A 20459-nucleotide genomic window follows, 5' to 3' on the forward strand; every position below is an offset into this window, starting at 1 on the left:
GTTTTGGCTCTATCCATCGTACTTTTAAATCAAACTCGCAAAACTGTGGAGAATAAGGGAGTCGAACCCTTGACCTCCTGCGTGCAAGGCAGGCGCTCTAGCCAGCTGAGCTAATTCCCCCTCTAGGTAAGATTAAATGATTAAAAGATTTAATAATTAAAAAATTAACAATCGCTAATATTTTAATCTTTCAACTTTTTAATACTTTAATCCCTTCAATTAGTAGTCTCGGGCAGGCTCGAACTGCCGACCTCTACATTATCAGTGTAGCGCTCTAACCAGCTGAGCTACGAGACTCTCTCTAATTAATAATTATTAATTAATAATTGTTAATTATCTCTCTTCCCTAATACTAATTTCTAGTGGGTTTTGTATTTTTATAATATAAGCAACCGAGTAAAAACTAAAACGTTTTCTTTTAAGCAAGTATATGATACATTTAAGTATCTTTTTTTGTTTAACGTCTAAGGACGCTCTAAAATGAGATGTTCCAGCCGCACCTTCCGGTACGGCTACCTTGTTACGACTTAGCCCTAGTTACCTGTTTTACCCTAGGCAGCTCCTGTTACGGTCACCGACTTCAGGTACCCCAGACTTCCATGGCTTGACGGGCGGTGTGTACAAGGCCCGGGAACGTATTCACCGCGCCATGGCTGATGCGCGATTACTAGCGATTCCAGCTTCATAGAGTCGAGTTGCAGACTCCAATCCGAACTGAGACCGGCTTTCGAGATTTGCATCACATCGCTGTGTAGCTGCCCTCTGTACCGGCCATTGTATTACGTGTGTGGCCCAAGGCGTAAGGGCCGTGATGATTTGACGTCATCCCCACCTTCCTCTCTACTTGCGTAGGCAGTCTCACTAGAGTCCTCAACTTAATGCTAGCAACTAGTGACAGGGGTTGCGCTCGTTGCAGGACTTAACCTAACACCTCACGGCACGAGCTGACGACAACCATGCAGCACCTTGAAAATTGCCCGAAGGAAGGTCTATTTCTAAACCGATCAATTCCCATTTAAGCCTTGGTAAGGTTCCTCGCGTATCATCGAATTAAACCACATAATCCACCGCTTGTGCGGGCCCCCGTCAATTCCTTTGAGTTTCATTCTTGCGAACGTACTCCCCAGGTGGCTAACTTATCACTTTCGCTTAGTCTCTGAACCCGAAAGCCCAAAACGAGTTAGCATCGTTTACGGCGTGGACTACCAGGGTATCTAATCCTGTTCGCTCCCCCACGCTTTCGTCCATCAGCGTCAGTTAAGACATGGTAACCTGCCTTCGCAATTGGTGTTCTAAGTAATATCTATGCATTTCACACGCTACACTACTTATTCCAGCTACCTCTACCTTACTCAAGACCCGCAGTATCAATGGCAGTTTCATAGTTAAGCTATGAGATTTCACCACTGACTTACGAGTCCGCCTACGGACCCTTTAAACCCAATAAATCCGGATAACGCTTGCACCCTCCGTATTACCGCGGCTGCTGGCACGGAGTTAGCCGGTGCTTATTCATACTGTACCTTCAGCTACCCTCACGAGGGTAGGTTTATCCCAGTATAAAAGAAGTTTACAACCCATAGGGCCTTAGTCCTTCACGCGGGATGGCTGGATCAGGCTCTCACCCATTGTCCAATATTCCTCACTGCTGCCTCCCGTAGGAGTCTGGTCCGTGTCTCAGTACCAGTGTGGGGGATCACCCTCTCAGGCCCCCTAAAGATCATTGACTTGGTGAGCCGTTACCTCACCAACTATCTAATCTTGCGCGTGCCCATCTCTATCCACCGGAGTTTTCAATATCGAATGATGCCATTCAATATATTATGGGGTATTAATCTTCCTTTCGAAAGGCTATCCCCCAGATAAAGGCAGGTTGCACACGTGTTCCGCACCCGTGCGCCGCTCTCAAAGATCCGAAGATCTTCTACCGCTCGGCTTGCATGTGTTAGGCCTCCCGCTAGCGTTCATCCTGAGCCAGGATCAAACTCTCCATTGTATGTTTGTCTTACGCTCACTCAAAGTTTTGACGCTTTAGTTTTTCCTTACTTGGTTGTTATATCTATTTTTCAATGATCTCTTCTCTTCCGCTCCCCCGGCCACCCTTTTCTGTCGTTGGGCTTTGCCGTATTTGCGTGTGCAAAAGTAATAATTTATTCCGAAACAGCCAAATGTTTTTGTGAAAAATTTAAAGTTTTTTTAGTAACCCTAATCTCCCATTTACAACACCTAAACTTCCCTACTCCTGCGCTCCCTTTATCGGGACTGCAAAGATATAAACTTTTTCTTTCCTCACAAATTTTTATCAACTAAATTTTTGCAATTCCCTAAATTTATATCCAAATAGGATCTTCTTTAAACGCCCGCTTTAAGGCTCTCCTGCGCTACCAATCACTCTCGTTTTCAGTGGGGCAAAGATAGGGCATTTTCTATATCCACACAAATTTAATTAACATCATGTTGAAGTTTAATTCATATAACAGCATAAGACACTGAAAGTCTGAGAGAAAAATTTAACGTGGAAGGTTAGGTGAAGGGGGACAACGAATGCTGGTTTGAGGGTTTGAGAATATGGGGGATCGTGCTATAAGCACTGAAGGGCGCTGGGTAACCGTTGGTTAGGCCGCTCTTTTCTTCATGAATTTCTCTGCTGCAAACAGGGCGCTCCTCCAGAGCTCATTGTGGAAAAGTAGTGTATTTGAGCGGTTCCCGGAAAGATCGCACCTGAAAGGATCTTCTTAATTAGATGATTTATTAGTAACCTTTGTGTAAGAAGCTTTGCGTGCAGCTCTCTACGGAACCCAGCTTTCATTTATAAATCATGATGCAAATTGCTCTCCTCCGGAGTTTATGTATTGCCGGTGATCTGGCTACAGATATTTTATGTTTGTAAAGATCAGGCTTTCAGATTTTTCCAAATTAACAAATGAACGCGCTCCGCAGGAGCGCAATGACTACAGGTGATTTTCTAAAACACGATGAAGATGCCGCTGTTTTCTCTGATAAATAATCTCTGCAGACATGGTGCTTCTACGGAGCTTATTACAAGGATGAACTGAAATTAAAAAAATTTTAGTCGTCTCAAGGTAATATTCAAAGAGTCGTATATAAATATGACTGATAAAATTGCTGGGTCTAATTAAATTTAGTGGTAACAATGGTAATTTTTATCGCCTCCCCCCTAGCCCCGATCGAAGCGGCATCCTTTTTTGCGGTGGCGGAGCGCAGCGGAGACCAACGCAAAAAAGATACAGCAAAGAGAGGGAATGAGCTCCTCAAGAAAGAATAAAATTATACCTTCTTATTTATTCAAAAATATCGTCTGACTAACATCTTATATATATAGTATCCAATAAGACAACCGAGAGTATCTGCAACGATGTCTAATGTTTCCATAGATCTGCCGAGGTGCATATCTTCCTGAAGAATTTCGGTAAGAAATGCATAGATAAGGATGATCTGAAAAAAATATATAAATCTGATTCTCGGGAAAGCGGCCATAAATGAAAAACCGAGCATGGCAAATATTCCTAGGTGTAATACTTTATCAATACCGTTGAACATGAAAAAGTATTCGTGGTTTTCTACGCCCGGACGCAGAAGCATATAAGTAAGAAATGCCCAATAAATGGGCAGTATCTTTATAAATATGTTTGAAATTTTATCCAAGAATTGCCTGGTATTCTTCTGCTGTAAGCAATTCTGATTGATCTGCACCGTCAGCAATCTCTAATTTGATAATCCAGCCATTTCCATAAGGTTCGGTATTTAGCAATTCCGGCTGGTCTTCTAAGGCCGCATTGAACTCAATCACTTTTCCTGAAATCGGCAAGAATAAATCTGAAACTGTTTTTACAGCTTCTACACTTCCGAACACATCTCCGCCATTGATGTCATCATCTACCGTATCTACGTCTACATAAACGATATCTCCCAACTCTCCCTGTGCAAAATCTGTAATACCTATTGTAGCGACATTACCTTCGATCTTTACCCATTCGTGATCTTTAGTGTACTTTAATTCTGATGGTGTGTTCATTTTAATTTTTTATTTAATACTGACAAATTTATTCAAAATTGATATATACTCAAAGAAAATAAATGATTATTTGATGAGTTGCATAGTTGACAGTAATATGTGCATTCTGTCATTAGTATTAATGTCAATAAAAATCCCTTTCTGCAATTAGAAAGGGATTATGATATTTTAATTAGAAACCTCCTCCTGAATCACCAAAAGTAAAAGTCGCTGAAAGACCAGCTCTAATGGTTGACAATGGAAAGGCCGTTGAGATTTTGTATTTTGAAGTCATTTGCTCATAGAATACTCTTAAATTAAGATTTTCTGAGACATTGTAATCAGCAGATAATTTAATGTTCATTAATTTTTGGCCTCCTGTCACCTGTGAATCATCCAGCAAAATATTCATAATGCTTGTACGGCTGTCGCGAAGTGAGATGTCTCCTCGTATATTAAGATCGCTACCTTTTCCTCTGCCACCTCTCGTGTTGCCCATGTTTCCTAATCTGAAGTTTCTGACAATATAACCTAGCCTTACCACGTATTCTGTGTTTGAATCTTCCGTCAATGTGTGGTTGACTAGCCCTAACAATAAGGTTCTCATTCTGTTATACTGTAATCCAAACTGCATATTATTCCTCATCGTCACATCGATTCCGATCAATGGTGAAAATGCTTCTACATAACCTACCTGAGCAAATGTGTACGGATTGATGTAATCGTCATTGACATCTCGGGCACCTTCACTGCTGTTGAAATAATCAATGCTTGATTGAATTCCAGTGGCGGTATATGTCGCATTGTAACTGTGTAAAATATCAAATTTACTGAACTGACCGCTAATCATCGGAATGTTTTTCAATCCAGAATACACAATTCTCCAGTTAGGTATTGGTAATCCTGCTTTTTTAGGATTTCCTAATCTTTCCGGAGTCTTACCTTCTACAGCTGCGCGGAATGCCGGAATTAACACATACGCATTGGCAATACTATAACCATCTGTGAAACCATCTGTACCCGGATTTACTCCTAACTGCTGGGATATCAATCTTGCATTTTGCCTGATCGATTCGTAAACAGCCTGCCCGGTCTGGAAAGCGGTACTTACCAGAACTACCGAATTGGAGTAACTTACCAAATCACTTCCAAAAGTTAGATTTGGATTTGAGAAACCATCACTATCCCGGAAGTTGAAACCTGTCTGTGAAAAGTTCCTATTATAGGTTTGCAATACATTAAAATCTATCCTGAAATCATTAACCGGCATCATTTGCAAGTTTGCCCTCAGCTCACGGGTTGACATTTTAACATACGGATCAATCATAAATTCTGAATCACTCACCCAGCCGTTTTCGATTACGGTACGTCTGATGTCTGCCTGAGATCCTAATAAGAACCCGATTGTTGGCCCGCCCAAAGTCTGTCCATAACCGTAACCATTTGGTGCAGATAATAATCCCGGAAGAACGGTACCATTGTTTTCGGAGTAATTGACATCCAACTGCTTGAATGACGTCAGTACAAATGCTGCACTCTGTAATGCGGTCAATCTGTTTTTAAACTTATAGCTTTTAAACTTATATCGTTTTTTATCCCAAGCCTGCGTGTAAGCGTTATTTAAAGAATCCATCTCCTGCTTGCGCTTCTGAAGCGTAGTCGACATCTTTTTAAAATACGCAAACTGACCAAAGAATTTCGGAATATCAGCAGTTGCTGTTGCCTGAATAATATTGGTATTCTGACCGATTGAGCCTAAACCTCCGTCGGGACTAAATAACAAAGCCGTAGATCTTGCATTCCAATTGTAAGTAAAGCCGTATTGTAATTCTGCATCAATAAAATCTAAATACGGAATAAGCTGGAACGGCAATTTGTAGTTCAACTGCACTCTGTGGTTATACAATACCGGTCTTCCGGCTCTGAACATATTTCCAAAGATGGAAGAATTATCCATTGTATTAACATCCACATTATCGTTAAGCGTTCTTGTCAGGGAGTTGATTTCAAGTTTTAAAGATTTGGTAAAATTAAATCCTAAACCATACTGCCATCCAAAATAGAAATTTCTGTTTTTAATCGCGGCAAAGTCATCACCTAGATTTCCGCTTAAAATTGCATCGATGTTTCTAAACTCAAGTTCGTTGTAATTTCTGTCTAATTCTGTTCTGAAAGATATTCTCGTAGGCACCGGATTAAAGTTAAATTCTTTGATCCATCTTAGGTATTTCGTAGACTTAGCAGTGTCACTGATCATTTTATTGAACGGCTTAATAACCCACGGTTTGAATGTATAATTGTAATCAAGAAATCCTCTGAAGTATTGTCTGTAATTTTTCTTGGTATAGATATCTCTGTAATAATCATCATTATATACAGCGGTAAGAGAGAGGTTTTCCACATCGTAGAATCTCGGCTTGCTGTTTTCTTTTACTCTTTCTTTACGCATATTCACAACACCTAAACTTCTTTGCTGTGTATATGTTCTTGCTACTTTTTTCAGTTCTTCTCTGTTGGCCGCTTTGCTGAATTCGACATCGGTATCCAAAGGATTGTATTTGGGATCTTCGATGGTTTGTGAATAAGAGTAGTTCAACGGAATTTTCACACCTGTTTTTTCAGGTAAAAACTTATCTACATTCACTTGTGTATTGACACTGAAGGCCGATTGTGTAGATTGATTTCTCTCAGCAGGTTTAGAATCTATATTTCCAAAACCTACTGAAGTGTAAGAACCGCTTGCATTGACTACCGCAAAATCTCCTAGATTGAAATTTAAGCTTGCATTTCCTGCATAGCCGCCGTCGTTTTCAATTTCTGAAAGACGGATTTCGTTGACCCATAGAACCCTTCCTTTATCATTTATTCCACCACGCTGATTATTTCTTATTCCAATCATAACAGTTGAAACATTACCTAACGAAGGTCTTCCTTTTATATAAATTCTTTTATTAGAATCACCATATGTTAAATCTTGAGTTCTATTTATTATAGGAATAGATGAGTTTTTATCACGTCTTAGTTTGGCATCTACAAAATCTTGAATATCAAAATTTACTTCATTTTCAGCAGGCCAGATTTCTAGAGGTGAAGTTGCATTATTTGGAGTATACTTTAAAGATGCTTCATATTCATAATAATTATCCGTTGCATCACTACCGAAGCGAATAAAAAATTTAACATCACGATCATAAGATGAAGATGTGGGTGTATCTAAATTTTGTCCATGTACGAAAAGCTTCAGTTTCTTATATCTTCTCATATCTAAAGCAACATTTTTGAAAACACCTCGTGCTTCATCACTCATGTTTTTCACTTTTAAATAAAGAGATGCTTCGTTCTGTCTCTGAGCTCCTGCATTACCACTTAAAACCTGTCTGTCAATTCCCGGAGGTAAAACATATGGTGGCTGGTTTAATGCATTTTCTTCAATATTTACACTTCCAACTTCAAAATTGTCATTCAATGTTATTAATCCGGGAGTTCCTTCTGTTGGAGAATCAACCGTTGGACTAAAAATTTTATTCGGATATCTTCTCCAGTCTGATCTAACCAAATCTAAAGTCCCGAATCTTAGGGTAGAAGTCTGCTCAAATCCTGTCATTAATAATCTTGCAAATCTTACATTATTCAACACAGAAGCATCTTTGTCACCACCAGCATTCGGTTCAGCATATTTAGAAACCGGAACTCTGAACAAATACCATTTTACATCATCTGACTGACCATTTTGGAAAGTAGCATTAACCGTTTTTACATCAACGATATTATTTTGACCCAAAGTTAAACTTGCCTGATCAAGATTTACTACATATTCGTTATAATTTTCGCTCTGATCTAAGTTGTAATCTCTGTTGATATCTTCTGCATCCGGAGTCTGTGAAGCCACTTCCAGAGAATTGCTCTGAGAGTTTCCTTCCGGCCCCCTGAAATATTTGTATCTCTGCACGATTGATGCTGCCTGACTTCCTGTAAATCTGTCAGACATATAGAATATAAAATCATCAACTGCAGGGTCAGTAATATTCAATACCGGATTGACAAATGTGTTCCCGAATTTTAATGATTCCTGATCTGAAGTTAAACCGTCATATCCTGCATCCTGAATCGTACGATCAGTTCCTTCACTTGAAAATGCGTACAAGATCGGTGGCTGTTTTGGCTGTATACCAAGATTTGAGTTTGATGTAGAAGAAGTTTGCCCTGGAGTCGGCAATCCATTCTCGTACTGCATCAATCCGTCTTTGAGGATATCTTCACTTACGTTTCCTAACTGAAGTAAAAGTTTAGGATTTGCTCCCAAATTATTTCCGTCGGCATAAGGATCCATCATCCAGAATTCGACGTACTCAATATTCGAGTTTACAAAGTTGGAAACCTGAATCGGTCTCATAATTCCTGCCCATCTCTGCTGCACCGTTTCTGAATTCGGATTAACGTTATAAGGACCTTTTTCTAAAGGATAATAGGAAATATCAAAAGTGTTGGTGAAAGTCTGCTCTCCCGCTACGAAATCTCTGTTGTTAAATATCTCTGAAAACTGAACTCTTCTTGACGCGTGATTGGAAACCGACTGTGCTGTAATTCCTGCCGGAGCTTTACCTCCCACACCCCAGAATCTCGGGTCAATGTTATACCAGGATAACAAACCTCTGCCGTTACCGTTTGCTACATTATCATTGGCGCCCGCTCCTGCAAAAATCGGATTACTCTGATTTTTTTCGGGTTTTGAAGCCAAACTCCATGCAGCAGGTTCTTTTAATGAAATTTTTGAGGTGGTCTGCTCAAAATCATCAATGTATGACTGATCGTTTGTCCCTTTATTAATTCCTGGAAGTAAATAGGCGGCCTCCATTTTGAAATTTAAATTGGATGGTGCCTCGGTATTGATTCCAGGGATTTTATCCGTCAATCTTGTCAGAAAAGGAAGCTGATTGTTGTACATCATATTTACTCCTGCCATCGTATTGTTGACGGCTTCCTGACCGTAATTTACTTTTTGGGTAAGCGGAGATTCAGAATAATTAACTACTGTTCCACCAAAAATAAAATTTTCACTGACTCTTCTTTCTAAATTTAATCCTAAAAATCTCTTTCTCTGGGTATTGAATGTCAATTGATTTTCCAGCGAAATATTAATTGCCTGACCAGACTGTTTAACATTTTCATTAATGATTGTCACTGTTCCAAGCATGTAATCTACAGTATAGTCTACACCTTCTGTCAGCTGTACCCCGTTTGCAGCTACTTTTACCGAACCTTGAGGAACATTGACTGCTCCTAAAGAAATTCCTTGTCCCTGAGAGCCTTTGTATCGCCCTTCCATAGTGTATCGCTGGGCAAGATTGCTGGATGTTGCTACCTGTTTTTGCTGGGTATATAAATCTGTAAAGACGTATTGGGGATTGTTGCCTACCAAACTCGCCATGTAACTTCCGAAAGGCTCTACTTTGGTATAAATCAGCTTTCCTAATTCCGGACGAATGGTAATTCCGTTGACAAAATCGAAGACTCCGTCTCCCAAAACTCCGTTATTGCTCTGTAAATCGCCATTGACATTCAGTCGATCCCAGTTTAATAATTTCAACAAATTGGTATCCTGAACAGGAGTATTCGGCAAATAATTGACCTTACCTCCTGTTTGTGCATCTCTGTAATAGATATTTAAAATGAAGCCATCCTGATCTACCTGCCCTGCGTCTAATGCATAGATGTTTTTCATCATCAATTTCCACATGGGTGATGTGGTTTTTACGGTAGTATTCGGCTTTAGAACTTTGGTTACCAAAACCGGACTTTCCTCTGAAAATTCTCCAACTTTGTATACCTGGCTGGTTCCGTTTACGGTATATGAATAAGATACTGCTAGAAGCTGGTTGTCATTCAATCTTTGATTTAATGAAATATATCCTAACTGTGGGTGAAAAGTAAATTCGTTGGTACTTAATCTTCTTGCTTTTCTATTATAAATGAACTGTTCGCCATCAGTATATGCTTCAGTTCCACCATTAGCGTTCGGAAGAACCTGTCCGCTGATGGTATTATATGCAGAATTGGCATCACGCAAGCCTGCACCTAAACCGGTAACTGCAGAATAAATACCGTTTTGTGAGTTATCCGGCAAGCCTGAAGCTCCATCTCCCAAGTCTCTGATTCCGACAATACTTTTCTGATAGGCTAAATTTGAATTCCCCTGGTCTAAAACCCAAACCTCCATTCTGCTGATGCTGATTCTGGAATTGATCTGAGGATAATTCAGCAATGCATTATCATAGTTATTAAGAAAATAGTGCCCTATAAAATAATGCTGATTATCTTCGTAGTCTATCGCATTTACTTTAAAAGTATTCATCACGCCGCCGCCCTGTACAACGATATTTCTAGCTTCACCCTGCTGCTGGGAAAGCACGACTGTTCCAAAAGTTTTTCCTAATTGAAATTCGGTTTTGATTCCAAATAATGATTCTGAACCACGAATTAAACTGGTAGAAAGCGGCATGTTGACATTACCAAATTCAACTCTTTTGATTATTTTATCTTCACCACCGGCACTAGGTTTATTGACATCGCCCAAACCTTTTGTCTGAAGGTCTTTCCAGCTTCCTTTTGCCTGCCAAACCAAGTTCATACGGTTCTCAAATGCAAAACCGCTTTGGGTATCATAATTTGCTTTTAGCTGAAGGTTTTCACCCACTTTTCCAACGAGTCCCAACTGAATTCTCTGGTCGATATCGAAGGTAAAGCTCGTTCTGTTTTGAGGAAGAATTAGGGGATTATCAATTTTTTGATATAATCCGGCAAAGTCGAAAGAAGCGTACCCTGAAGGTATAATCTCAATTTTATTACTCCCAAAAATGCTTTCAAAAAGTCTGTTATTGATTGTCAGAGAAGGAATCAAACCTCTTCTTTGAGCTTCGGAAGTATCTTTTCGGAATAATAAACTGTAACGCTCAGATTTATCTTTATAATAAGCTCTTGCCTGCTGAGCTGCCATAAATTCTTTGTAATCTTCCGGCGACATCGCAGTAGGCTGTCCCACTACAGTATTTCCAATTTTAGGATACACATAGTACATCCCTGTTTTTATATCGTAATAGCCTTCGTAATACGTAGGATCAGTTACTTTATAATCCTTTTTTATAGAAAAGCCTTGTGGATTTTCCTGCGCAGACACATTTATTGACAAGAATAAAAATGACAGGAATATGTATATCTTAAGAAACTTATTATTTTTCACCAAAAGTTAAATATTTTTTAAAATTTGTTTTACCAATTCTTCAACAGAAATCTCCGGATCTTGCTTAATAATACGATCAGCAATTTTCTCACTCATTCTCTTAGAAATCCCTAAAACTTCTAATGCAGATAACGCCTCATCCTTACTTTTATTATTTATCAGCGCAGAATTATTTTCTTCTGCACTGCCGAATTTCTGTACTTTATCCCTCAAATCAACGATGATTCGCTCAGCTGTTTTTGTTCCCAGACCTTTTGCTTTCTGAATAACGGCACTGTTTTTGGAAAGTATGGCTGTAGCGATCTCGGAAAGACTTAAGGTGGACAGTAATATCAGTGCTGAAACGGCACCCACGCCATTAACACTTATTAAGAGATTAAACATTTCTTTTTCAGAACGGGTCTTAAAACCGAAAAGCAAATGTGCGTCTTCGCGTATGATTTGCTGAATGAAAAGCATGGTTTCCTGATTCAGAATCAGGGTTTGTGAGGTCATTAAACTGATGCCTACATAGTACCCAACGCCATTGACATTGATTACCACATAAGTCGGTGTAAGCTCCTGAACAATTCCTTGTAAAGAAAATATCATCATTAATTTTTATAACTTCCAAATATAGTAATTTAAACTAAGTAATAAATTCATTTAACACAAGAATGATATTTAACTTTTTTTGTCATGGCAAAGACAATGATTTGATTTAAAAAACAAAAAAACTCCAAAGTAAGTTGGAGTTTTTTATATAACTGAAGTGATGATTTTATTTCTTAGCTTCTCTTCTTTGCGCATCTAAAACCGCAACCGTTGCCAGATTCACAATCTCATCAACACTTGAACGCATCTGTAAAACGTGAACAGGTTGTTTCAGTCCCATCAAAATGGGTCCTATTACTTGTGCAACCTTCATTCCTCTAATAATCTTATAAGATAAGTTAGCAGATTCCAAATTCGGGAAGATAAATGTATTTGCAGGAGTTGTTCCTAATTTTGAGAAAGGATAATCACTCAAATGATCAGCATTCATCGCAAAATCAGGCTGAATTTCTCCGTCAACAATCATTTTCGGGAATTTCTCATGAAGAATACTTACCGCTTTTGCTACTTTTTTTGAAGTATCCGAAATGGCTGCAAAATTTTCAAAACCTAACATAGCAATTCGCGGTTCGATAGCGAAAGATTTAACGGTATATTCTGCCATTTTAGCAATATTTACCAAATCTTCAGCCGTAGGATTTTGATTAATGGAAGTATCTGCAAAGAAAATCGGTTTCTTTTCAGATAAAATCATCATCATTGCCGCTACTTTTTCAACCCCTTTATCTTTGTCGATTATTTCCAAGACAGGTCTTAAAGTAGAAACGTAATTTTTAGAAAAACCTACTATCAATCCGTCTGTATCGCCATGTCTAAGCATCAACGGACCAAAATAATCTCTCTGGCGAACGTATCTTTTTGCTTTGTATTCGTTCATCCCTTTTCTTTGACGAAGTTTCCAAAGTGTTTCCCTGTATTTTTTTCTGTTTTCTTTCTGATCGTCGTCACTCGGATCAATGATGGGAACATCAATATTGATTCCGAAGCGCTCCATCTGCTCTTTGACGTATTTTTTATCACCTAAAAGACTAGGATAAGCTATTCCTTCTTCATACAAAATCTGAGCAGCTTTCAAAACATTATATTCTTCAGCGTTCCCTAAAGTAATTCTTTTAGGATTTGCTTTTGCACGGTTTTGCATCATTCTTACCAATTTCTCATCTCTTCCCATTCTGTCGAGAAGCTGAGTTTCATATTCGTCGAAATCTGCAATTGTTTTTCTTGCGATCCCGCTGTCAATCGCTGCTTTAGCAACTGCGCTTGAAACTTTAGTAATTAACCTGTTATCAAATGGTTTAGGAATAAAATATTCTCTTCCGAACTGTAAATTCTGAACGTTATATGCTAAAATTACCGCTTCAGGAACCGGTTCTTTAGCCAAATTAGCAATTGCATGAACGGCTGCCAGTTTCATTTCTTCATTAATTCCTTTTGCCTGAACATCCAATGCTCCACGAAAAATATATGGAAATCCAAGTACGTTATTCACCTGATTAGGATAATCACTTCTTCCAGTCGCCATGATCACATCTTTTCTGGTCGCAAGTGCCAAGTCGTAAGCGATCTCAGGATCGGGATTTGCCAATGCAAAAACGATCGGGTTTTCTTCCATGCTGCTCAACATTTCAGGCGTCATCACATTTCCTTTAGACAAACCAATGAAAACATCAGAGCCTTTTAACGCATCTTCTAGAGTGTCGATATCGGTATGGGCAACGAAATCTATTTTTTCGGGGGTAAGATTTTCTCTTTTATGGTTGATGACTCCTTTGCTGTCGCACATCAATACGTTTTCCCTTTTCAAACCTAAAGAAATATAGAGATTGGTACAGGCAACAGCTGCCGCTCCTGCTCCATTGACAACCATTTTTACTTCTTCGATTTTTTTGCCGGCAATCTGAAGCGCGTTAATTAAAGCAGCTGCAGAAATAATTGCCGTTCCGTGTTGATCATCATGCATCAACGGAATATCCAACTCTTCTTTTAACTTCTGTTCGATATAAAAAGCTTCAGGGGCTTTGATATCTTCAAGATTGATACCACCGAAAGTGGGAGCGATTCCTTTTACGATCTGGATAAATTTATCCGGATCTTTTTCGTCAATTTCTATATCAAAAACATTGATGTCAGCAAAGATTTTAAACAAAAGACCTTTTCCTTCCATTACCGGCTTTGAAGCTTCCGCACCGATGTCGCCTAAACCGAGAACTGCAGTTCCGTTTGAGATTACGGCAACCAGATTTCCTTTTCCTGTATAATCGTAAACGGTTTCAGGATGGTGATGAATTTCCATACAGGGCACGGCAACTCCCGGAGAATATGCCAGTGACAAATCTCTTTGCGAAGAGTGCGGCTTTGAAGGAATGACTTCAATTTTTCCTTTCGGTTCTGCTTTATGGTAATCTAACGCGGCCTGATTGAAATTTTTTTCGTCGCGGTGAGTTTTATTCGACATAGAATTTTCTGTTTATTTAAAGTATATATTTAATATGGTAGCTGACTAAACTTTCGATAGGTTTTTGTACAACGTGTCCCACATTCAGTTGAAGTTCTGAAGCTACAGAACGTAGAATATTTTCGTAATAATAAGCAATTGACCCGATAAAATTAATTTCGGATTCTTTGGATTCTTCATATGGAAGAACCTGGTATTCGAAGAAATTCTTCATCTCTTCGGAAACCATCTTTATAAAATAGGGATGATCTTTTCGTTCGACCACAAATTTATTGAAATCTGCCAGGAAAGCATTCGGCCTTGTCGTGTGATACATATTTATCAGCGCTTCATCAATAGTGAGGTGATAAGTTTCTTCAAATTCGATATGAAGATCTTGGGGAAGCTTCTGCATAAAATATCTACGTACCAATTGTTTTCCAATAGCACTTCCGCTTCCTTCGTCACCGATTAGAATACCAAGTGAAGGAAGTTTTATTTTTAAATTTTCGCCATCAAAATAACAAGAATTGGAACCAGTACCCATAATACAAACGATTGCAGGTTTACCATTATATGCTGCATATGCTGCTGCAGCCAAATCTTCTTTTACGGTGATTTTAGCATTAATGAAAACTCTGCCTACTTCATGTTCGATAGTATCGCGATTTTGCTTCACACCACATCCTGAACCATAGAAATAAATCTTGGTAATAGAGTTTTTTACAGTTGTTAAGCTTGTATTTTTTTCTATTTCCGGAACAATAAGTTCTCTGCTGATAAAATTGGGATTGAAGCCAATGGTTTCAGTTTTTAGGAATACATTTTTGAATTCGTCTAAAATTACCCAGTCTGATTTTGTAGAACCACTATCAACAATAGCAATCATAATTCTTATTTTAAGAGTGCTAAATTATGAATTTATCTTTAAATAGCCCTTAAAAACAGATAAGGATACCCTCTTAATGATTAAGCTCAGCTTTTGATTTCGGTTTTATTTTCGTTAAACTGTATGAGCCAGTCCTCTATCTCTTCTTCAAGATAGGAAGTTTGCATTACCATGGCATTTATAAAGTCATCGGGAACAGAATTGCCCTCTGTATTTTCAAGATTCCAAAGTTCATTAGACATATTTTCATACTCTGAGTAGACTCTTTTGAAACGAGTATTTTCTTTTTCCAAAGCTTCAATATTTTTCTGTTGAAGCTGAAATTTCCTGTATTTGTTTTGAGATTTCATACAAATATTTTGATTATTTTGATGTGTAAAATTTGAGCGAGCTGCCTCAATCAATTAGTACAAGATAGAAAAACCATCAACAGAGTAAGTTGAAAATGAATTTATTATCAGGTATGTCTCCTTTTATTCTAGAAATTAAATTTAGAAATTATTTTGATGAGAAAAAAAACTTTAACATCTTTTTTCACTGTTTAACATATAGTTATAAATTTGCACATTACTAGATTACATGAGAGAACTATTGCTGCGCCACAAACAAGTCCTGTTTTTTATCATTGCAGGCGGACTGAGTGCTATTGTTGAAATTGGAAGTTTTAAGATATTGAGCACTTATCTTCCGCAATTTATATTAAATGAGAAAAATTTCAATGGTATACATTATCCGTTAAGTAATATATTCTCTACGAGCTGTGGTATTTTATCGAATTATTTTCTCAGCATCTGGTTTGTTTTTGAAAGAGGAAAACATTCTAAAAAGAGAGAATTTGTATATTTCATGGGAGTTTCTTTTGTTTCAACTTTAGTGAGTTTATTTTTCTTCCAGATATTCTACAGTTTTATATTTAAAGATAATATTGATTTAATTTTTTATACCTTGAGTCCCGAAATGATCAGTAAAATCGCTGCGATTCTGCTGGTTTCCATTCTTAACTATTCGGTGAAGAAGAAAGTAATTTTTAATGGTTGATTTGTGGTAAAGATTTTAAATTATCTCTGGAGGTTTTGGCTGATTGTGCTGGCATTTTTGCTGACGATTATTTTGGGGTTGCCCGTCTATCTCTTTTCTCTTAATGAGAAAACTTATAAATATGCTTATATTTTTATCCGAGTATGGTGTTACGGAGTTTTCTACGGAATGGGTATGAGATATGAACTCATTAATCTCACTGACAAGAAAATCGATAAAAACACACAATATGTTGTGATTTCGAATCATACTTCAATCATGGACATTATGCTTCCGTGCATTTTATTTCCTAATCACCCACTTTGCTATGTCGGCAAAAAAGAACTTGTGAAAATTCCTATTTTTGGGACGATTTATAAAAGAATTTGTGTGATGGTTGACCGAAACAGCCCAAGAAGTCGTGCCGATGTGTACAGAAGATGTGCCGAAAAGATGGAAGAAGGAAACAGTATTGTACTTTTCCCGGAAGGAGGTGTTCCTGATGATACATCAGTAGTTCTCGATCAGTTTAAAGACGGAGCATTTACTTTATCTTCCAAGCATCATTCGCCGATTGCAGTATTTACTTTTATTGGTTTAAAAGAAATGTTTCCGTTTGATAACTCAAAAGGCTATCCCGGAAAAGTGAAAGTATATTTTAATGATATTATAGCTCCGAGTGATTCTCCAAAGGATTTGAAATTGTCTTCATTTGAGACAATAAAAAAAACTTTAACTGAACGTAGTTAATCAAAGAAAAAAATTATATTTGTTGTTAAGATTTTTTAAAAACAAATATGTCTAAAACAACTCAACCAACTAATTACCCCGCACTTTATACACTTATACTGGTGTTTTTCTTCTGGGGATTCATCGCAGCAGGGAACAGTATCTTCATTCCATTCTGTAAAAACTACTTTTCACTAGACCAGTTTCAGTCACAGCTGATCGATTTCGCATTTTACACCGCCTATTTTCTTGGTGCATTATTCCTTTTTATTGCCAGTACAATAAAGGGTATCGACATCATTGGAAAATGGGGCTATAAAAAAAGTATTGTGTATGGGCTCCTACTTTCCGCTGTAGGTGCTGCAATCATGATTATCGCTGTAAAGAGTAATGTATATTACGGGATGCTCATCGGCTTATTTGTAGTAGCATTAGGTTTTTCTATCCAGCAGACTGCAGCAAACCCATTTGCTGTACTTTTGGGTGATCCAAAAACAGGAACCAGCCGACAAAATCTTGCAGGAGGTGTAAATTCTTTTGGTACTTCAATCGGTCCTATCATCGTGGGTCTTGCTCTTTTCGGAACGACGGCTACCGTTGATAACGATCAGATCAAACATTTACCTTTAGACAAAGTAATTTTATTGTATACCGCAGTTGGAGCATTATTTTTAATCGCCGCCGGAATCTTTTATTTTTCTAAAAAACTACCTGCAGGAATTTCTACAGAACCAATGGAAAAGGCAGGAAAAGCAAGAAAAAATCTGATTGCAATGACTGCTTTAGTAATTATCTGTTTCATTCCTGTATTTGCAAGTTATAACTCTGATGCTGCTAAAAAAATTGAAGTTATCAGTAATGAAATAACAGCTTTAGACAACAGCAAAAAAGCTGAAACTAATGTTGCAAATATTGAAACGATTCAAAAAAATATTGACACTAAAAAGGTAGAATTACAGGAAGTAAAACATCCATTAGAAAAGCAAAGAATGTACTATTTAGGTGGCGCATTGTTAGCTGTAGTTCTATGTCTTGTTTATGCAAATACAAGTTCTAAGAAAAACCCTGAAGGATGGGGCGCTATGAAATATCCTCAACTTGTTTTAGGAATGCTTGCAATCCTTGCTTATGTAGGAGTTGAAGTTGCCATCGGAAGTAATTTGGGCGAACTTTTAAGTTTACCGGAATTTGGTGGTCATCAATCATCTGATTTAGCTCCTTATATTTCTATGTATTGGGGAAGTTTAATGATTGGTAGATGGACAGGAGCAATCAGCGTTTTCAATTTGAATAAACAACAGCAGATGATTGCAACGATTATCGTTCCTTTTGTGGCATTTTTTGTTATCATTGGAATTAATATGATTGCGCAAAAGGATATGTCGCATTTATATTATTATGCAATTTGTATTGTAATTCAGGTGATCTTATTCTTAGTAAGTAAAAATAAGCCGGCTTTAACTCTGATTATTTTCGGATTATTCGGAGTAACCGCAATGGTTATTGGTTTGCTTACAACAGGTAACATTGCTATTTATGCATTCCTTTCCGGAGGTTTGGCTTGTAGTATTATGTGGCCATCTATTTTTACTTTAGCTATTACAGGATTAGGAAAATATACAGCTCAAGGTTCCGCATTTTTAGTAATGATGATTTTGGGAGGGGGTATTATTCCACCATTACAAGGGAAGCTTTCTGATATTATTGGTATTCACAGTTCATATATCATTCCGGTATTATGTTTTGCTTATATCACTGTTTTTGCTTACATGGCAAGAAAAGCTTTAAGTAAGCAGGGAATTAATGTTGACGTTTTAGAGTCTGATGGTGCGCATTAATCAATCAAAAACATATCATAAAAAGAGATTTTGGGCAGCTATTTTAGTTGTCCAAATTCTTTTGTTTTTTATATGTTCAAAGTTGCGGATCATGGTTTCCTTGTTTGAAGACTTCTTTGAAATTCAAAAGAAAACCCATCAGCTTGTATTCTCATGGATTCCTATTTCAATTGGAGATGTATTGTATGTATTATCCGGTATTTGTATTATATATCTGATCATTTTGTGCTGTCGTAAAAAAAACAGAAAAGCTGCAATCATTAAAGCTTTAGTTCTTATCAATATCTTTTACTTCACTTATCAGATTTTTTGGGGAATGCTCTATTTTCAGACACCGATTATTCTCAAACTTCCGATAGCAGAAATTACATTAGAAAAAAGAAAAAATTTAGCTTTAAAATATTTAGAAAAGTGCAAACAGACAAGATCTTTGGTAAAAGAAGATGATCAGGGTGTTTTTAAGGTTAATGATCTGAAAAGTATACAGTCAGAAATTCTCAGGCAGCAAACTCAAATTCCTTCTTTTATTACAGATAAAAAAAGTGCTGATATCAACAGTTTTAAGCCAAGCTTATTTAAAAATGTGATGAGTTTTACAGGTATTTTAGGATATTATAATCCTTTTACTTCAGAAGCTCACTATAATGCAGATTTACCTTCTTCTTACCTGCCGTTTACGCTGGCTCACGAAAGCTCTCATCAGCTTGGATTTGCCCGTGAGCAGGAAGCAAACTTTATTGGATATTTAATAGGTATCAATTCATCAAATTCTGAACTTAAATACAGTACAGAATATTTTACATTAAAAAGTCTATTAAACTCTATTGTTTATGAAGATAAAAAGTTTGTCGATGATTTGCTTAAAAATTATTCTACAGCCATGAAGCGAGACCGAATGTATGAAAGAAAGTTTGTAACTGAACATCAAGGATGGTTAAACGATTTTTTTGGTTTCACCAACAATCTCTTTCTTAAAAGTAATCAACAGGAAGGATCTGTGACTTACTCCTATTTCGTCGATCTGCTTATGCATTACGAAAAGTAAAATATAAAAAAAGAATCGTATCCTAAGATACGATTCTAAAAACACAAATGATGAAAAAAAATTTATTACCTTGACTTGTTCCCTCATTCAAGGCTTGGTAAAAGTACAACAATATTTTTAATTTCAAAATTATAAATGATCTTTTATTTCAATTTTAAGAAAACTTTATGATTTTTTAAGTTTGATGTTAAAATAATTCCCAATTTGATGATTTACAACTTTTTTATGATTTTTTCTCTATGGATAAAAATCAACAAACAAATCAATTAGATATTAAAAAATAAACAAAAACTTACAACATTTATTACATTATAAATCCAATATAAAATTACAATAAAAAATAAAAATTCAGAAAACAATAATAATTCACTAATTGATATTATTTATAAATTTGAGACAATACGTTTTTGATTAGAAAATCTTTTGAATTATGACTTCAAACATGTTTTTTAAAAATGATATTTATAAATTTATAGTGAGAGTAAATGGTGGTGTATAGCATGTAGAAATGCTATTAAATATAATAAGAAAAACCCCTATAAAAAGGGGTTTTTTGTAGCGAAGACGGGAATTGAACCCGTGACCTCAGGGTTATGAATCCTGCGCTCTAACCAACTGAGCTACCTCGCCGGTTTGGTGGTGCAAATATATAAAATATTTG

At 37.1% G+C, this 20459-nt stretch carries 11 protein-coding genes, 3 tRNA genes and 1 rRNA gene; 4 read left to right on the forward strand and 11 right to left on the reverse strand.

Going from position 1 to position 20459, the window contains the following annotated elements; genetic code table 11:
• Positions 1-46: 46 nt before the first annotated feature.
• The 10 genes from K0U91_RS03790 to K0U91_RS03835 form a co-directional block, all read right to left on the reverse strand.
• Positions 47-120: transfer RNA gene (locus K0U91_RS03790), tRNA-Ala, on the reverse strand.
• A 103-nt stretch (positions 121-223) separates the two neighbouring features.
• Positions 224-297 (reverse strand) — tRNA-Ile (locus tag K0U91_RS03795).
• A 181-nt stretch (positions 298-478) separates the two neighbouring features.
• A 16S ribosomal RNA gene (locus tag K0U91_RS03800) occupies positions 479-1996 on the reverse strand.
• A 1310-nt stretch (positions 1997-3306) separates the two neighbouring features.
• Positions 3307-3603 (reverse strand): VanZ family protein, encoded by a 297-nt coding sequence (locus K0U91_RS03805; RefSeq protein WP_259429453.1) that lies wholly within the window; start codon positions 3601-3603, stop codon positions 3307-3309.
• Between the two features lie 55 nt (positions 3604-3658).
• Positions 3659-4036 (reverse strand): glycine cleavage system protein GcvH, encoded by a 378-nt coding sequence (gene gcvH / locus K0U91_RS03810; RefSeq protein WP_219971691.1) that lies wholly within the window; start codon positions 4034-4036, stop codon positions 3659-3661.
• Between the two features lie 172 nt (positions 4037-4208).
• Complete coding sequence (gene sov, locus K0U91_RS03815) at positions 4209-11252, reverse strand: T9SS outer membrane translocon Sov/SprA (RefSeq protein ID WP_219971689.1); 7044 nt, start codon at positions 11250-11252, stop codon at positions 4209-4211.
• 6 nt (positions 11253-11258) lie between these two features.
• Positions 11259-11843, reverse strand: a complete 585-nt coding sequence (gene ruvA, locus K0U91_RS03820; RefSeq protein ID WP_220180700.1) for a Holliday junction branch migration protein RuvA — start codon at positions 11841-11843, stop codon at positions 11259-11261.
• A 169-nt stretch (positions 11844-12012) separates the two neighbouring features.
• The gene (locus K0U91_RS03825; RefSeq protein WP_219971687.1) at positions 12013-14301 is read right to left on the reverse strand and encodes an NADP-dependent malic enzyme; all 2289 of its coding nucleotides are present in this window, start codon (positions 14299-14301) and stop codon (positions 12013-12015) included.
• A gap of 16 nt (positions 14302-14317) precedes the next feature.
• On the reverse strand, positions 14318-15169 hold the full coding sequence (locus K0U91_RS03830; RefSeq protein WP_220180610.1) for a BadF/BadG/BcrA/BcrD ATPase family protein: 852 nt from the start codon (positions 15167-15169) through the stop codon (positions 14318-14320).
• Between the two features lie 86 nt (positions 15170-15255).
• Positions 15256-15519 carry a hypothetical protein gene (locus K0U91_RS03835; RefSeq protein ID WP_219971684.1) on the reverse strand — a complete coding sequence of 88 codons (264 nt, stop codon included), beginning with the start codon at positions 15517-15519 and terminating at the stop codon, positions 15256-15258.
• Positions 15520-15748: 229 nt separating this feature from the next.
• On the opposite strand from K0U91_RS03835, the gene K0U91_RS03840 reads away from it, so the two are divergent.
• The 4 genes from K0U91_RS03840 (at position 15749) to K0U91_RS03855 (ending at position 19798) form a co-directional block, all read left to right on the forward strand.
• Positions 15749-16207 carry a GtrA family protein gene (locus K0U91_RS03840; RefSeq protein ID WP_219971683.1) on the forward strand — a complete coding sequence of 153 codons (459 nt, stop codon included), beginning with the start codon at positions 15749-15751 and terminating at the stop codon, positions 16205-16207.
• A 3-nt stretch (positions 16208-16210) separates the two neighbouring features.
• On the forward strand, positions 16211-16936 hold the full coding sequence (locus K0U91_RS03845; RefSeq protein WP_220180611.1) for a lysophospholipid acyltransferase family protein: 726 nt from the start codon (positions 16211-16213) through the stop codon (positions 16934-16936).
• A 47-nt stretch (positions 16937-16983) separates the two neighbouring features.
• On the forward strand, positions 16984-18753 hold the full coding sequence (locus K0U91_RS03850; protein ID WP_220180612.1) for an MFS transporter: 1770 nt from the start codon (positions 16984-16986) through the stop codon (positions 18751-18753).
• 91 nt (positions 18754-18844) lie between these two features.
• On the forward strand, positions 18845-19798 hold the full coding sequence (locus K0U91_RS03855; protein WP_258561922.1) for a DUF3810 domain-containing protein: 954 nt from the start codon (positions 18845-18847) through the stop codon (positions 19796-19798).
• Between the two features lie 556 nt (positions 19799-20354).
• On the opposite strand, the gene K0U91_RS03860 is transcribed toward K0U91_RS03855, so the two are convergent.
• Positions 20355-20428, reverse strand: a tRNA-Met gene (locus K0U91_RS03860).
• Positions 20429-20459 lie beyond the last annotated feature (31 nt).

Origin of the sequence: Chryseobacterium sp. LJ668 (assembly GCF_019613955.1) — a bacterium.
GTDB lineage: Bacteria > Bacteroidota > Bacteroidia > Flavobacteriales > Weeksellaceae > Chryseobacterium.

Coding starts and splice junctions, on each gene's coding strand:
- K0U91_RS03830 (WP_220180610.1), bottom strand. CDS start 15,169: ATGATTGCTATTGTTGATAGTGGTTCTACAAAATCAGACTGGGTAATT.
- K0U91_RS03840 (WP_219971683.1), top strand. CDS start 15,749: ATGAGAGAACTATTGCTGCGCCACAAACAAGTCCTGTTTTTTATCATT.
- K0U91_RS03855 (WP_258561922.1), top strand. CDS start 18,845: ATGGTTTCCTTGTTTGAAGACTTCTTTGAAATTCAAAAGAAAACCCAT.
- K0U91_RS03850 (WP_220180612.1), top strand. CDS start 16,984: ATGTCTAAAACAACTCAACCAACTAATTACCCCGCACTTTATACACTT.
- K0U91_RS03805 (WP_259429453.1), bottom strand. CDS start 3,603: ATGCTTCTGCGTCCGGGCGTAGAAAACCACGAATACTTTTTCATGTTC.
- gcvH (WP_219971691.1), bottom strand. CDS start 4,036: ATGAACACACCATCAGAATTAAAGTACACTAAAGATCACGAATGGGTA.
- K0U91_RS03835 (WP_219971684.1), bottom strand. CDS start 15,519: ATGAAATCTCAAAACAAATACAGGAAATTTCAGCTTCAACAGAAAAAT.
- ruvA (WP_220180700.1), bottom strand. CDS start 11,843: ATGATATTTTCTTTACAAGGAATTGTTCAGGAGCTTACACCGACTTAT.
- K0U91_RS03825 (WP_219971687.1), bottom strand. CDS start 14,301: ATGTCGAATAAAACTCACCGCGACGAAAAAAATTTCAATCAGGCCGCG.